The organism is Nocardia sp. SYP-A9097, from assembly GCF_009649815.1.
Taxonomy (GTDB): Bacteria; Actinomycetota; Actinomycetes; order Mycobacteriales; family Mycobacteriaceae; genus Nocardia.
The window spans coordinates 15,878-29,302 of record NZ_WJIC01000009.1 but is presented as its reverse complement, the minus strand read 5'-3'; the positions used below and the strand labels follow the sequence as shown (position 1 = coordinate 29,302).

Sequence of the window (13,425 nt, the reverse complement as noted above, 5' to 3'; positions counted from 1 at the left end):
GCATCATGACATACGTGATAGGCGCCGCCTGCGTAGATGTCCTGGACAAAGCCTGCATCGAAGAATGCCCAGTCGACTGCATCTTCATTGGCAACCGAATGGCCTACATCCAACCCGACGAATGCACCGACTGCGGCGCCTGCGAACCAGCCTGCCCCGTCGAAGCCATCTACTACGAAGACGACCTCCCCCCAGACCAAGAACAGTTCGCCACCGAAAACGCCCGCTTCTTCACCGACCCCCTACCCGGCCACCCAACCCCCCTCGGCCACCCCGGCAACGGAACCCGACTCGGCGCACTCGGCGTGGATACAGCTTATGTGCGCGAGTACCACCCGTAATATGCTGCGCCCCACCTTGACTTCGACCGCCTCCGAGAGTGGTTGACGGTCAACCAGTTCAGCAAGGCCAAGTTCTTCAGGACGCTGAATTCCGTTGGCAATACCCAGGTTTGACGCCAGCGCCCGGAGTCCGGATGCGAGAAAGGCCCCCAGAGTTGGAACTCAGGGGGCCTTACTCGGTTGCGACTAAATCCACGTAGTCGCGCACTTGCCCAATATCTTTGACTGACAACTGAAGACCACCCCGTCGATCAGCGCCGCTGAACTGAATCCACGCGGCTGATTGCGCTGCGCGAAGCGGGACGAGCGCGAGTGGTGATGCGGGACAATCCACATGTGGTGGACGCGGATAACGAGGATGACGCTTTTCAGACGACACGACTGGCTGACACAGCGCTAACGAGTCAAGACCACTCCCTACTTACCTCCGAGGAGAGCGGAGCAATCCGAGCATACGCATATAACTACTTCGAGCAGATCAACGCCGCACTGTGGGATGGCGGCGAAAGGTCGCCGCTGGTGGCCCGTTATATCGACCTGATCCGGTCCGGCCTGGCGAAGTATCCGCTTCCTGAGCCCGTTCGCGTGACCCGCGAAGCCGTGGCGGCCGACTTCGACATCTTCGACGAAGGGTCCGCGGACGCGCTTGTCGAAGAGGAAATCAGACACCGAGGGTTTATGTCGACTTGTGGTCTGGCATACCCGCCGCGCTCGATTCGTCACCGTCCCGCAGTGATCGTGGACTTGATCGTGCCCACAGGTACCCCAGCGCTACGGCTGGGTGATCTCGCCACCGTCAAAGAAGAGCGGGAAGTGCTGCTCATCGACGCGCGCAGCTACTTCATCAGTGGTGTCGACTGGGGATGAGGCGCGTAGCATGTGGCGCATCCAGGGATTCGTGAGGGAGGCGTGAAATGGGAGCGTTGACGCAAGAGACGATGCGTGTCGAGCGCGTGAAGCTGACGCCTGAACAGCGCGAAGAACGCCGCCGCGAGGCCGAAAAACTGGGTATCAAGATCCGCCGCCGCAACCCCGTCGGCAAGGCTGATAAGTAGACCCCCCACGCTCTCCAGGCCGCCACCAGATTGGTGAGCGGGAGCCTCCGAGGATCCATCCGGCGTCGGCCGAACTGTCAACGCCGCCGAACCATTTCAACGTGAGAAGCGGGCGCGTCCGTGGGTTCTCGGATCGCCCCGTAATCAGAGTAAGGACCTGCAGCGTCTCTTCGAGGCGCACACGGACACTGCCGGGGAGCGCACGCTGAATTCTAGTTCCTGCTATTCAGGACTGACAGCGGTGTGTTTGAGGCGGGATACGAGATCGGGCCGCCGAGCAGTTGCTCGGCGGCCCGATCTCGGGTGCGGACTAATCCAAATAGTCGCGCAGGACCTGGGAGCGGCTCGGGTGGCGGAGCTTGCTCATGGTCTTGGACTCGATTTGGCGGATGCGTTCGCGGGTTACCCCGTAAACCTGGCCGATTTCGTCCAAGGTGCGGGGCTGGCCGTCGGTGAGGCCGAAGCGGAGGCGGACTACGCCGGCTTCGCGTTCGGACAACGTCTCGAGGACCGACTGGAGTTGATCCTGGAGCAGGGTGAAGCTGACCGCGTCAACGGCGACTACGGCTTCGGAGTCTTCGATGAAGTCGCCGAGTTGGGAGTCGCCCTCGTCGCCGATGGTCTGGTCGAGGGAGATGGGTTCACGCGCGTACTGCTGGATTTCCAGCACCTTTTCGGGCGTGATGTCCATTTCCTTGGCGAGCTCTTCCGGGGTGGGCTCGCGGCCCAGGTCCTGGAGGAGTTCGCGCTGGATACGGCCCAGCTTGTTGATGACCTCGACCATGTGCACCGGGATGCGGATGGTGCGGGCCTGGTCTGCCATGGCGCGGGTGATGGCCTGACGGATCCACCAGGTGGCGTACGTGGAGAACTTGTAGCCCTTGGTGTAGTCGAACTTCTCGACCGCGCGGATCAGACCCAGGTTGCCTTCCTGGATGAGGTCCAGGAACGCCATACCGCGGCCGGTGTAGCGCTTGGCGAGCGAAACCACCAGTCGCAGGTTCGCTTCCAGCAGATGGTTCTTGGCGCGATTCCCATCGCGCATGATCCACTGCAGATCGCGGCGCAGCTGAACGGGGAGCTTCTCGCCCTTCTCGGCCAGTTCGCGCAGGCGCTCGGTGGCGTAGAGACCGGCCTCGATTCGCTTGGCGAGCTCGACCTCCTCCTCCGCGTTGAGCAGTGCGACCTTGCCGATCTGCTTGAGGTAGGCGCGGACCGAGTCGGCCGAAGCGGTGAGCTCGGCGTCCTTACGGGCCTGGCGCAGGGCCTCGGATTCCTCCTCGTCCCAGACGAAATCGCCGGAAGCCTTGTCCTTCTCGGTGGGCTCCTCGGCTTCCGCCTCCTCGCCCGCCGGAGTCGCCTCGGCCTCTTCGTCGGCGTCGTCCTCGGCGAGATCTTCCTCGACCAGATCGGTCTCGTCGACCTCCAGGTCGCCGAGATCGTCGAGTTCGACCTCGTCTTCGCCGATCACTTCGGCTTCGCCCTCGGAGCCTTCGCCCTTGGCGGTGGCCTTCTTCGCGGCGGCTTTCTTGGCGGGCGCCTTCTTGGCAGCGACCTTCTTGGCGGCAGCCTTTTTGGCTACCGCTTTCTTGGCCGGTGCTTTCTTGGCGGCAGCCTTTTTGACCGGCCGTGCTGCGGTGGTGTCTGCGGAGTCGGCTTCGTCGGCCGATTCGGCGGTCTCTCGGGTATTCGTGGCTACCACGTACGCCCTTTCGTGACGGTCTCGTGCGGCGTCACGCCAGAGTGGTGATCCGGCGGAGCGGTCTGTCGGGGGATAACCGGCGCGCATGCCGGGTTGGTTTCACCGGCGCACCGCCGGATGTTGTTCCATTGTAACGATCGAACCAGCCTGCTTACGGCGCGATACCTGCAGACACGGCCATAGCCGCTCCGACAATGCCCGCGGTGTTCTTCAAATCGGCTGCCACAACCGGTGTTCTGTTGGTCAGCAGGGGAATCCATTCGGCGTAGTCACGGCTGATGCCGCCACCCGCCACGAACACATTCGGCCAGAACAGATTTTCCAGCGTGACCAGCACCTTACTCACCTCGACGGCCCATTCGGCGTAGCTCAGGCCCTCGCGATCCTTCACGGACGCGGCGGCCCGATGCTCGGCCTCCCGGCCATCGACTTCGATATGCCCGAGTTCGCTGTTCGGAACCAGCAAGCCGTTGTACATCACGGCCGATCCGATACCCGTGCCGAAGGTGAGCAGCATTACCAAACCGTCGAGATCCTTTGCCGCGCCGTAGCGGTCCTCGGCGAGCCCGGCGGCGTCGGCGTCATTGAGCACCGTCACCTCCCGGCCACCCAGCGCGAGCGAGAACAGCGAACGGGCATCGGTCCCGATCCAGGACTTGTCGATATTGGCGGCCGTGCGCACCGCACCGTTGATGATCACGCTCGGCATGGTGATGCCGACCGGACCCGCCCAACCGGACTGCGCCACCACCTTCGCGACCGCCTCGGCCACCGCGTTCGGCGTGGACGGCTGCGGTGTCGCCACCTTGATGCGTTCCGCGACCAGTTCGCCGGTGGCCAGATCGACCTCGGCGCCCTTGACCCCGCTACCGCCGATGTCGATCCCGAACCCGTGGCCCCGAGCGGACATTGAAGACTCCTCGTTCTCCCGATGATGCCGATGAATCCCGGCGCGCGGCACGATACCGGCTCCGGCGGTGACCCTGTTTTCCCCTGGCTGGAACCGGCCGATGAGCTGTGTCCTGCCCGACAAGCCTAATGCGAGGCATGCCGGATCTGTGCTGCGATGGTCAACGTGCCGGAATCCGATTTCACCTCCACCGCATCGAACACCACCACGACCGCCGACGGGACCGACGTCGCCGAACTTCGGCGCATAGCGGTACATCTGGCCGAAACCGCCGCCGCGCATGTGCGCGAACGCCGCCCGCAGGTTTTCGGGCCGGGCGCCGTCGAAGACGAGGCCATGCAGTCCAAGAGCACGCCCACGGACCCGGTGACGATCGTCGATACCGAAACCGAGGCCCTGGTCCGCCGCCTCGTCGACGAATTGCGCCCGGGGGACTACGTAGTAGGGGAAGAGGACGGCGGGACGCTGGCGGACGATCAGGAGGCCGTGCAGTGGGTCGTGGATCCGATCGACGGGACGGTGAACTTCGTCTACGGGATTCCCGCGTACTCGGTATCGGTGGCGGCGGTGCGCGGCGGGCAGTCCGTGGCCGGAGCCGTCGCGGATGTGGTGCACGGGGTCACCTACAGCGCGGGCCTGGGGGAGGGCGCACATCGCAGTGCGTTCGGCGTCTGGGGCACGGCCGGGGATCCGGTGGACGCGCCGATTCCGTTGCGCTGCAATGCCGTCGACTCGGTCTCCATGGCACTGGTCGCCACCGGATTCGCCTACGCGCCCAAGCGCCGCGCCCGGCAGGGCGAGCTCATCGCCGAACTGTTGCCGGAGATTCGCGACATCCGCCGATTGGGTTCCGCGGCACTCGATCTGTGCATGGTCGCCGAGGGCCGGGTGGACGCGCACTACGAGCACGGCCTGAACCTCTGGGATTGGGCCGCGGGCGCGCTCATCGCCGCCGAGGCGGGCGCGGTGCTGACCCTGCCCGCGCCGACCTCCTTGGGGACGGCGGGGGAGTTGGTGGTCGCCGCCGCCCCCGGAATCGCGGCCGAATTGTCCGATCTGCTGGACCGTATCGGTGTCACCACCCCTATCCCGGTTTAGCTCCACCCCGCTAGACACGCCCGAACCCCGGAAATGACGAATCGCCGCACCCGAACCGGGTGCGGCGATTCTCGTATCGGTCACGGCCGGAAAGGGTTTTCGGCCGGTGGTTCTCAGGACGTCAGCACTTGGCGTGCCGGGCCGCGTCCAGCAATTTCGGATCGATAGCCGGTGTGGTGCCCGGGGCCGGATTCTTCAGCGACCGCAACACCTCCTCGGCATCGGTGCTCGGCCGGATATCGCGGAAGAGCGAGCCCAGCACCAGATCCACGGTGTCATCGGTGCGCTGATCCTCGATCAACTCCGCACACGGCGCGACCAACTGCACGGCCGCCGCGGCGGGCCGCCCGTTCACGCCGAATCGAATCTGCCCGGTGCACTCCAGATCACCGTTCACGTAGACCGGATCATTGCCGACCTGCACGTCCGGTGCGCTGGCGAAACCGAGATCGCCCAGTTCGGAGGCCACATGCGCGGCCTGCCCGCGCTGGGCGTTGGCATTGAACACACGCACCTTGGACTGTGCGAGCGCCACCGGCTCCACATCGCGCAGCCGGGATTGTCCGACCCGCTGGCCCAGTGGGGCGGCCGCGGGAGCGGAGGTACTGGACGCTGGACTGGGCGAATTGCATGCCATCGCGCCGTGATCGGCCTCGGTCGTCGTCAGTGCCTTGAACCACACACCGACGCAGATCACGGCGATGACGCCCACCATGGCTGCCCACGGCTCCCAGCGTCGCCGAATGAAGGGCCGCCCCTCGGGGTCGGTCGAATTGCCTTGGGTGATCAGTGAAACCACAGGCACACTCTACGAAAAGCTGAGCGCGGTTGCGTGCAAGGTCTCGGTAAGTCCCCGGTTGGTCTCGGGAACCCGCGTCAAGGTCTCGGCCAGTTCCCTGGTCGGTGACGATTGACCCTCAGTTTCGACTCGCGTGTGTTTTGATTGCGACTTTTGTCCCGGGGTCCGCTATTGTCTGGCGGCCCAGATCGTATCGCCCGGGTTGAATCGGGGGTTCGATTTCGGGAACAACAAGGGCATGTCCTGCGTTGACCGAGCGCGATCAGGTACGGACCAGGAGTATCCGGCCAGGTCGGTGACCGGTGTACGTGTGGCGTACACCACGGGCGGGGCGGCAAACCCCGGCCGGATTCCTGTGGGAATCCGAACCGGAACGAGCCGGTCCGGGATATACGGAGTAAGGACGAGGGGAAGACGACATGGCAACCGACTATGACGCACCGAGGCGTAGCGAAACCGACGAAGTTTCGGAGGACTCGCTCGAGGAGCTGAAGGCTCGTCGCAACGAGGCCGCGTCCGCCGTCGTGGATATCGACGAATCCGATACCGCGGAGTCGTTCGAGCTTCCCGGCGCGGATCTTTCGGAGGAGGTGCTCTCGGTTCGGGTCATCCCGAAGCAGGCCGATGAGTTCACCTGTTCCAGCTGCTTCCTCGTGCACCACCGCAGCCGGCTGGCCAATGAGGCCGGCGGGCAGCTGATTTGCATGGACTGCGCGGCCTGATTCCAGGTCACGCAGCCCTGAGCAGGAAATATCCGTCAGCCCGCGCTCGGTTCGCCGAGCGCGGCAAGGACGATCTGGGTCTGAAAAGCGTTAGCTAAGCGGCGATTTCCACACCTAGAGCCTCGAGGATTCGTTCGGGCCCACAAGCGCAGCCTGACCAACCAGGCTCGTTAAAGGCCGAGTGATTCCATGATTCGTTCGGGCCGACGCGTACTGACCAACCAGTACGGTGTCGGGTCGTCCGGGTCGTCGAGTACCAGTAGCAGCATCGGGCCGACCCAGGCGTGGTGTTGTACATAGGCGGCCGGATCGAGTTGTCGACCCAGGGCCGCGCTCTTCGCACTCGTCGGCACCCCCGCCGCGCGCGCCACGAAAGTGGCCGGGAGATGGGCGGTGTCGATTCGCAATTCGGGGGTTCCGTCCGCGTCGCGGGTCACTTCGACCCGGTGCCGCGACATCCACAGCAGTACCCAGACGGGGATGGGGAACAGCAGAACGTACGGCAGCCACGCCCGGATACCCGGTGCGCCCATGTGGATTTCGGCTGCCAGGAGGCCGGTGACGGCCAATCCGACGGGCCACCACCACAGCGGCACCCACAGGCGCTCGGAGTAGAGGGGCGTGGTCTGCTGCTGAGGTTCCATGGTCACCTGAGGGGGCTGGTCGGACACGACATCAGACTAGGTCAATGACTGCGGGGGTGAACGCGTAGGCTCGGCGCACGTGACCGGAATTCCTCCTATTCCCCTGCTGCGGCTCGATGCCGGCATGCCCGTACCCACGCGCGCTCATGAGGGCGACGCCGGGGTGGACCTGTGCACCACCGAGGACGTCATCATCGAACCGGGGGAGCGGGTGCTGGTGGGTACCGGCATCGCGATCGCGCTCCCGATCGGGACGGTCGGTCTGATCCATCCCCGATCCGGACTGGCGGCCAAGCACGGCCTGTCGGTTGTCAACACCCCCGGCACGGTCGACGCCGGGTACCGCGGTGAGATCAAGGTTTGCTTGATCAATCATGATTTGCGTACTCCCATCGAGCTCCGGCGCGGTGACCGCATCGCTCAGCTGCTGGTGCAGCGGGTCGAGCGGGTCGACTTCGCCGAGGTGGGCTCCCTCGACGAAACCGAGCGGGGCGCAGGAGGATACGGATCGAGCGGTGGGCACGCCAGCCTGACCGCACAGTCCGGCGGGGCGGGTAGATCAGTCGGCAAGGAGGCATGACGATGTTCGGACGCAAGAAGAACAAGGGCGACGCGGATGCCGCCGCCCAGTACGACGAGTACGACGAATACGGCGACGACGACGTCGAGTACGAGGCCGAGGGCTACGACGAACCCGAGTACACCGCGGCGACGGATCCGGAGTTCGATACCGATTCGTTCCGGGTGCCCGAGCGCGGCTCCAAGGTCGGCCCGTACAACTACGAGGATGTCGCCGACCAGCTCGAGAATGTCGCCGAACAGCGCCTGGACCTGGGATCGGTCATCGTGCCGGTCCCGCCCGGCGGGCAGCTGCAGGTCGAGATGACTCCCGATGGCACCCCGCAGGCGGTGCACCTGGCGACCGAGCACGGCCGGATCACCGTGGCCGCGTACGCCGCACCCAAGTCGTCGGGCCAATGGCGTTCGGTCGCAGCCGATCTCGCCGAGACACTGCGCAAGGACGGTGCGCAGGTATCGGTGCAGAACGGTCCCTGGGGTCGGGAACTGCATGCCGTCACCGAGGGCGCGGATCTGCGTTTCATCGGCGTCGACGGGCACCGCTGGATGGTGCGCCTGGTCGCGGCCGGTGCCGCCGGTGCGGCCGCCGAGAGCACGCCCCTGGTCGCCGCCGCCCGCGCGATCATGAGTGAGACCATCGTGCGCCGCGGTGACGAGCCGCTGCCGGTGCGGGAACCGCTGCCGGTGGTCCTACCCCAGGAGCTCGCGGATCAGCTCTCCGCCGCGCACCAGCAGCAGCTGGCCGCGCAGCAGCAGGCCGTGGCCGCGCAGCTCGCCGCCCTCCAAGGCGGCCCTCAGCCGGGTGTCCCGCAACCGGACGCCGAACCGCGCCGAGGCGCGGAAGGTTCGGCCATGCAGCAGTTGGGCCTCAACTAGCCAGAAATACAACGGCCTCCGCACACCTCAGCGAAACGAGGTGGCGGAGGCCGTTTGCTGTATGTGGGCGGCCCCACTCAGTGGGTTGGGATGCGGCGGGGGACGAGGGTTCGGAAGCCGCGTGAGCCGAGAATGGCTGGGTCCGAGCCGAGTTCGTCGAGGGTGATGTGGTGTAGCTCGCTGTCGGGGATGAGGTCTGTCCAGCTTTGGGCGACAGTGAAGGGGTGCACCGGGTCGTCGATCGTGCCGACGATGGAGACGGGGACGGTGATGCTGCTCAACAGTTCCGCTTCGGGCCAGCGGTAGGCGGCGGCCTCGTCGAGGGCCGCGGGCAGGTCCGGCCATTGGGTGCGCCAGGAGCGGGTGAGGGCTTCGGCGAGCCAGGTGGGGCTGGAGGCTCGCATGCCCTCGATGACGGCGTCGATGCCGTCCGCGCGCAGGGCCGAGGCGGTGGCTGCCGCGCTCAATGCCGCCGGGCAGCCGGTGGTGTCGGCGCCGGTCCAGGCGGGCAGGGCCGCGACTACGCCGTAGACCGATCCCGGGTTTCGGGCCGCCCAATCCACCGCGACCGCCGCGCCGAGCGAGATTCCGGCGATCAGCACCGGTCCCGAGCGTGCGGCCGCGTCCAATGCCGCGTGATAGCTGTCGATCACGCGCCGCGGGTCGGGGTCGACCGGGTGGAAGGGGATATCCAGTGCGGCACAGGCGGATCCGAAGGCGCGTCGGGCGAAGTGGGCGTCGGAGCCGGTTCCGGGCAGGGCGACGGCGACCGCCGGATGGGGAAGATCTGGCACCCGGCGAGCGTACTGCGACAGGCGCGCGTGGCGGGTGCGGGCCGTCCCCTCTACAGTGGCGGTGTACGTCCACGGGCCGGGGGTAACCCTCCGGTAAGTGGAAGAAACGAACGACGTGCGACCCACGCCGTGTTGGCTCTACAGGAGAGCGTGCGAGATGCCATCCTCGGGTGGAAAGGACTTCCCGTCAGGCTATTTCCGGCGACTCAGCCGACGCTTGACGGAGGACCTGGATCGTTTGGATGCCGAGGAACTCGCCGAGACGTCGGAGGCGTCCGGCGCGTGCCACGCATCGGAGTGTCGCCGTGGCGAAGAGGTCACCATGCTGGGCCGTTTGCGTAGTGTGGAGGCGTGTCCGAAGTCGGGTGGGGCCGAGGTCGAGGCCGAGTTCTTCGATGGCACCGACAGTGTCGCCCTGGTTTTCATCGGCAGGCGGCGTATCCCCGGTATCGAGCCGGGCCGTCGTATTCTGGTCCGAGGTCGCGTCGGTGAGCGTGCCGGCGGCAAGGTCATCTTCAACCCCTACTACGAACTTCGCGGGAACTCCTGACACCTATGCCGATACCTGCCAGCAGCAATGACGAGGGCCGCGCGCCCGCCGGTGACCCTCGCGAGCTGGAGGACGTCTTCGGGCACGAGCTCACCGCGCGTGAGGCCGAGCTTGCCGGGGCCGTGACCGAGCAGTACGCGGTGCAGCACTTCGAGGAGAAGCTCGAAGACGAGCTCGAGGAAGTGGTCGAACAGACCCTGCTCGAGCAGTTGGGTGGTTTCAGCGGGCTGATCTACTCCTCGCTGCCGGTGCTGGTGTTCGTGCCGGTGAATTCGTTGCGCGGGCTCACCACCGCCATCTGGGCGGCCCTGGGTGTGGCGACCGCGATTCTGATCTGGCGTCTGGTGCGGCGCGGTGCGATTCAGCCCGCGATCTCGGGTTTCCTGGGTGTGGGCCTGTGCGCGTTCATCGCCTATCGCATGGGTGAGGCCAAGGGCTTCTTCCTGTTCGGTATCTACGCGAGCCTGGTGTACTCGGGCGCGTTCCTGCTGTCTCTGGTGGTGCGCTGGCCGCTGGCCGGTGTCATCTGGGGTGTGTTGAACGGTCATGGCACCGAATGGCGTTCGGATCGCCGGGCCATGCGCCTCTACGATCTGGCGACCGTGGTGTGGGCGGTGGTGTTCGGTGCCCGCTATCTGGTGCAGAACCACCTCTACGCCTCCAACAGCACGGGTCTGCTGGCGGTGGCTCGCCTGGCCATGGGCTGGCCGCTGACCGCGGTGGCCCTGGTGGTCACGGTGTGGGCGGTGCGTAAGGCCGGGCATCTGCCCGTCTCCACCGCGAAGACCGGGAAGTCCGCCGAGTCGACCGAATCCGCGGACTCCGCTCGTAATTGAGCTCTACCAGCGCCTTATCGCGCTAACTGCCCGTTGCGCAACACCTTCGGTCGGATCTGGCCCGTAAAGGGGGTGGCCACCCCACCCCTGGGGTGCCTATTTCGAAGGCTCCGATCATCGCAGGATCGTTATGAACGATACGGCGAAAGGATCGACGGAGTTGAACACCGACGGCAAGGCAGTGGCACAGCAGGACCGTGGCGAGGGGCTCGGGACCGTAGTGCAGACAGCGGCCGCCGCGCGCAGGCATTCGGCGGGGCGGGGAAGCAAGACCAATAGTGCGGCCACATCGGAATCCCGGCGTGCCGCAGCCGAACTGGAGAAGTTGATCGGTCCGGCGGCCGCGGGTGATCGGGCGGCGGTCACCGAGATTCTCAAGATCGTGTATCCGCTGGTGCGGCGTTATTGCGCGGCCCGGATGAGCGGTGCGGGACACCTGCATGTGACGGCCGATGATGTGGCACAGGAGATCTGCCTGGCCACCGTGCAGGCGATTCCGCGCTACCGGGATCAGGGCAAGTCGTTCCTGGCATTCGTGTACGGCATCTCGGCCAATAAGGTCGCCGACGCGTTCCGGCGGGCACAGCTGCACCCGGCATACCCGGTGGCGGAGTTCCCGGACGAGCCGAATATGGAGGCCGGACCGGAGGAGCGGGCGATGCAGTCCGAAACTCGGGCAGCCACACGGGAACTCATGAAGGTGCTGGCTCCGACCCATCGCGAGGTGCTGGTCATGCGGATTGTGCTGGGGTGGACCGCGGCGCAGACCGCGGAGGCCATCGGCACCAGTCCGGGCGTGGTGCGGGTGATGCAGCATCGCGCGCTCAACAAGCTGCGCGCCGAACTGCGGGCGGCTTCATAGATGAATACCGCCCGCACCGAACACGTTTCGGGAGTCCGGCCCGGCAGGATCAGGCGGTTGCGCCGACCGGGCTGCCGAAACCGTTGACGCCGAGGGCTTTACGAAGATCGTCCTCGGCCTCCACGGAGGTGACGAACAGCAGTTCGTCCTCTCCTTCCAGGGGATCGTCGGCCTGCGGGACGATGACCCGCCCGCCGCGCAGAATGGTGACCAGCGCGGCATCGCGCGGCAGCTTCAGCGTGCGAACGGCCTTGCCCGCCAATGGCGTATCGGTGGGCAGTGTGATCTCGACCAGATTGGCCTGACCCTGGCGCAGGGTCATGAGCCGCACCAGATCACCGACCGAGACGGCCTCCTCGACCAGTGAGGCCAGCAGTCGCGGTGTCGAGACGGCGACGTCCACACCCCACGAGGTATCGAACAGCCATTCGTTGCGCGGATCGTTCACGCGCGCGACCACGCGCCCCACCCCGAATTCGGTCTTGGCGAGCAGCGCGAACACCAGGTTCACCTTGTCGTCGCCGGTGGCGGCGATGACCACGTCATAGGATTGCAGCCCGGCCTCTTCGAGCGTCTCCAGCTCGCAGGCATCGGCGTGCGTCCACACCGCAGTGGGTGCGGCGGTCGGATCGATGTGATCGAGGCGGCGCTCCAGCAGCATGACCTGGTGCCCGCCGCGCAATAGCTCCTGGGCGATGGATCGGCCGACGGCGCCGGCGCCCGCAATGGCTACCTTCATGACTAGTCCTCGCTAGCGGGGGGATTACCGGCCAGCGCGACGGCCTCGCCGACGCTGCCGGAGGTGGCGGCGATATAGACCATGTCATCGGCCTGCAGCATGGTTTTGGCGTTGGGCAGCATGCCCTGTCCGAACCGGATGAGGAAGGCCACGCGCGCGCCGGTGGCGCTCTCCAGGGATTGCACGGTGCGCCCGTACCACTCCTCGTGCAGTGGGATTTCGGTGACCGCGACGGTGCCGGTGGGGTCGCGCCAGGTGGTGGTGGATTGATCGGCGACCAGCGTGCGCAGGAACCGATCGGTGGTCCACGGCACGGTGGCGATGGTCGGAATGCCGAGGCGCTCGTAGACCGCGGCGCGTTTGGCGTCGTAGATGCGGGCGACGACGCGGTCGATTCCGAAGGTTTCGCGAGCCACCCGCGCGGAGATGATATTGGAGTTGTCGCCGGAGGAGACGGCCGCGAACGCGCCCGCCCGTTCGATTCCCGCGCGGGTCAGCACATCCCGGTCGAATCCGACTCCGGTAATGCACAATCCGGGGAAATCACGGCCGAGACGGAGGAAGGCGCTCGAATTCTGGTCGATCACCGCGACCTCGTGGCCGATGCGGACCAGGGCGCGCGCGAGTGAGGATCCCACTCGTCCACACCCCATGATCACTACGTACACCGTGCGAACCCCATTCCCGAAAACCGTGGTGTGCGGTCTGGTTCCCTCTTGTAGAAAACCACAGTGGTGGGCAACCGTACCGCTCGAGTTTTTCCCGAGGCACTTTCCCCCTCTTGTCGGTATTCAAACCGGAACTGGAAAAAGGTCACACCGCGGAGCGCTTGATACTCACGGCCTCCCTGCGCAACAGTACGGTCCGCGACGGCGCTCTGCCGCGCCGTGGACACGACCGGCCGCGCACTCCCTTATG

Annotated in this window: 17 protein-coding genes; 10 read left to right on the top strand and 7 right to left on the bottom strand. The window is 65.9% G+C overall.

The annotated features are described in order from the left end of the window. Positions 1 to 5: 5 nt before the first annotated feature. The 3 genes from fdxA to GFY24_RS19460 all read left to right on the top strand — a co-directional run bounded on the left by fdxA (position 6) and on the right by GFY24_RS19460 (position 1,396). On the top strand, positions 6 to 341 hold the full coding sequence (gene fdxA, locus GFY24_RS19470) for a ferredoxin (RefSeq protein WP_153806506.1): 336 nt from the start codon (positions 6 to 8) through the stop codon (positions 339 to 341). A 336-nt stretch (positions 342 to 677) separates the two neighbouring features. Then, positions 678 to 1,208 carry an ADP-ribosyltransferase gene (locus tag GFY24_RS19465; RefSeq protein ID WP_194852935.1) on the top strand — a complete coding sequence of 177 codons (531 nt, stop codon included), beginning with the start codon at positions 678 to 680 and terminating at the stop codon, positions 1,206 to 1,208. Positions 1,209 to 1,255: 47 nt separating this feature from the next. After that, the gene (locus tag GFY24_RS19460; protein WP_153806504.1) at positions 1,256 to 1,396 is read left to right on the top strand and encodes a hypothetical protein; all 141 of its coding nucleotides are present in this window, start codon (positions 1,256 to 1,258) and stop codon (positions 1,394 to 1,396) included. 310 nt (positions 1,397 to 1,706) lie between these two features. Here the strand turns inward: GFY24_RS19460 and GFY24_RS19455 are convergent, their stop codons facing one another. Together GFY24_RS19455 and ppgK are read right to left on the bottom strand one after the other, a co-directional pair. Then, a complete protein-coding gene (locus tag GFY24_RS19455) occupies positions 1,707 to 3,098 on the bottom strand; it encodes an RNA polymerase sigma factor (RefSeq protein ID WP_309231058.1) in 1,392 nt (463 codons plus the stop codon). Between the two features lie 151 nt (positions 3,099 to 3,249). Further along, positions 3,250 to 4,008, bottom strand: coding sequence for a polyphosphate--glucose phosphotransferase (gene ppgK, locus GFY24_RS19450; protein ID WP_153806502.1), 759 nt, complete (start codon positions 4,006 to 4,008; stop codon positions 3,250 to 3,252). A 156-nt stretch (positions 4,009 to 4,164) separates the two neighbouring features. Here ppgK and GFY24_RS19445 point away from each other — a divergent pair, with 156 nt between their 5' ends. Further along, positions 4,165 to 5,106: an inositol monophosphatase family protein gene (locus GFY24_RS19445; protein ID WP_153806501.1), complete on the top strand. Its 942-nt coding sequence runs from the start codon at positions 4,165 to 4,167 to the stop codon at positions 5,104 to 5,106. A 121-nt stretch (positions 5,107 to 5,227) separates the two neighbouring features. Here GFY24_RS19445 and cei read toward each other — a convergent pair whose 3' ends face one another. After that, positions 5,228 to 5,905 (bottom strand): envelope integrity protein Cei, encoded by a 678-nt coding sequence (gene cei, locus GFY24_RS19440; RefSeq protein WP_309231057.1) that lies wholly within the window; start codon positions 5,903 to 5,905, stop codon positions 5,228 to 5,230. A gap of 419 nt (positions 5,906 to 6,324) precedes the next feature. Here cei and GFY24_RS19435 point away from each other — a divergent pair, with 419 nt between their 5' ends. Continuing rightward, positions 6,325 to 6,627, top strand: coding sequence for a DUF4193 domain-containing protein (locus tag GFY24_RS19435; RefSeq protein WP_067566805.1), 303 nt, complete (start codon positions 6,325 to 6,327; stop codon positions 6,625 to 6,627). Positions 6,628 to 6,797: 170 nt separating this feature from the next. Here GFY24_RS19435 and GFY24_RS19430 read toward each other — a convergent pair whose 3' ends face one another. Then, positions 6,798 to 7,271, bottom strand: a complete 474-nt coding sequence (locus GFY24_RS19430) for a DUF3093 domain-containing protein (RefSeq protein ID WP_153806700.1) — start codon at positions 7,269 to 7,271, stop codon at positions 6,798 to 6,800. Between the two features lie 79 nt (positions 7,272 to 7,350). Here GFY24_RS19430 and dut point away from each other — a divergent pair, with 79 nt between their 5' ends. Both dut and GFY24_RS19420 read left to right on the top strand, forming a co-directional pair. Continuing rightward, the gene (dut, locus tag GFY24_RS19425) at positions 7,351 to 7,851 is read left to right on the top strand and encodes a dUTP diphosphatase (RefSeq protein ID WP_309231056.1); all 501 of its coding nucleotides are present in this window, start codon (positions 7,351 to 7,353) and stop codon (positions 7,849 to 7,851) included. Between the two features lie 2 nt (positions 7,852 to 7,853). After that, positions 7,854 to 8,726 carry a DUF3710 domain-containing protein gene (locus GFY24_RS19420; RefSeq protein WP_153806698.1) on the top strand — a complete coding sequence of 291 codons (873 nt, stop codon included), beginning with the start codon at positions 7,854 to 7,856 and terminating at the stop codon, positions 8,724 to 8,726. Positions 8,727 to 8,803: 77 nt separating this feature from the next. Here GFY24_RS19420 and GFY24_RS19415 read toward each other — a convergent pair whose 3' ends face one another. Beyond that, entirely contained in the window at positions 8,804 to 9,520 is a 717-nt protein-coding gene (locus tag GFY24_RS19415) for an alpha/beta hydrolase (RefSeq protein WP_309231055.1), read from the bottom strand. 157 nt (positions 9,521 to 9,677) lie between these two features. Here GFY24_RS19415 and GFY24_RS19410 point away from each other — a divergent pair, with 157 nt between their 5' ends. The 3 genes from GFY24_RS19410 (at position 9,678) to GFY24_RS19400 (ending at position 11,768) form a co-directional block, all read left to right on the top strand. Beyond that, positions 9,678 to 10,070 (top strand): OB-fold nucleic acid binding domain-containing protein, encoded by a 393-nt coding sequence (locus GFY24_RS19410; RefSeq protein WP_153806500.1) that lies wholly within the window; start codon positions 9,678 to 9,680, stop codon positions 10,068 to 10,070. Positions 10,071 to 10,075: 5 nt separating this feature from the next. Beyond that, on the top strand, positions 10,076 to 10,906 hold the full coding sequence (locus tag GFY24_RS19405; protein WP_228566465.1) for a DUF3159 domain-containing protein: 831 nt from the start codon (positions 10,076 to 10,078) through the stop codon (positions 10,904 to 10,906). 220 nt (positions 10,907 to 11,126) lie between these two features. After that, entirely contained in the window at positions 11,127 to 11,768 is a 642-nt protein-coding gene (locus GFY24_RS19400; RefSeq protein WP_309231095.1) for a sigma-70 family RNA polymerase sigma factor, read from the top strand. Positions 11,769 to 11,817: 49 nt separating this feature from the next. Here the strand turns inward: GFY24_RS19400 and GFY24_RS19395 are convergent, their stop codons facing one another. Then, complete coding sequence (locus GFY24_RS19395) at positions 11,818 to 12,507, bottom strand: TrkA family potassium uptake protein (protein ID WP_153806498.1); 690 nt, start codon at positions 12,505 to 12,507, stop codon at positions 11,818 to 11,820. A 2-nt stretch (positions 12,508 to 12,509) separates the two neighbouring features. Continuing rightward, positions 12,510 to 13,175, bottom strand: a complete 666-nt coding sequence (locus GFY24_RS19390) for a TrkA family potassium uptake protein (protein ID WP_309231054.1) — start codon at positions 13,173 to 13,175, stop codon at positions 12,510 to 12,512. Positions 13,176 to 13,425: the final 250 nt, after the last annotated feature.

Excerpts from the sequence above, each read along its gene's own strand:
- fdxA (WP_153806506.1), top strand. The coding sequence starts at position 6 with ATGACATACGTGATAGGCGCCGCCTGCGTAGATGTCCTGGACAAAGCC.
- GFY24_RS19445 (WP_153806501.1), top strand. The coding sequence starts at position 4,165 with ATGGTCAACGTGCCGGAATCCGATTTCACCTCCACCGCATCGAACACC.
- GFY24_RS19435 (WP_067566805.1), top strand. The coding sequence starts at position 6,325 with ATGGCAACCGACTATGACGCACCGAGGCGTAGCGAAACCGACGAAGTT.
- GFY24_RS19430 (WP_153806700.1), bottom strand. The coding sequence starts at position 7,271 with ATGGAACCTCAGCAGCAGACCACGCCCCTCTACTCCGAGCGCCTGTGG.
- GFY24_RS19460 (WP_153806504.1), top strand. The coding sequence starts at position 1,256 with ATGGGAGCGTTGACGCAAGAGACGATGCGTGTCGAGCGCGTGAAGCTG.
- ppgK (WP_153806502.1), bottom strand. The coding sequence starts at position 4,008 with ATGTCCGCTCGGGGCCACGGGTTCGGGATCGACATCGGCGGTAGCGGG.
- GFY24_RS19410 (WP_153806500.1), top strand. The coding sequence starts at position 9,678 with ATGCCATCCTCGGGTGGAAAGGACTTCCCGTCAGGCTATTTCCGGCGA.
- GFY24_RS19395 (WP_153806498.1), bottom strand. The coding sequence starts at position 12,507 with ATGAAGGTAGCCATTGCGGGCGCCGGCGCCGTCGGCCGATCCATCGCC.
- GFY24_RS19405 (WP_228566465.1), top strand. The coding sequence starts at position 10,076 with ATGCCGATACCTGCCAGCAGCAATGACGAGGGCCGCGCGCCCGCCGGT.
- GFY24_RS19420 (WP_153806698.1), top strand. The coding sequence starts at position 7,854 with ATGTTCGGACGCAAGAAGAACAAGGGCGACGCGGATGCCGCCGCCCAG.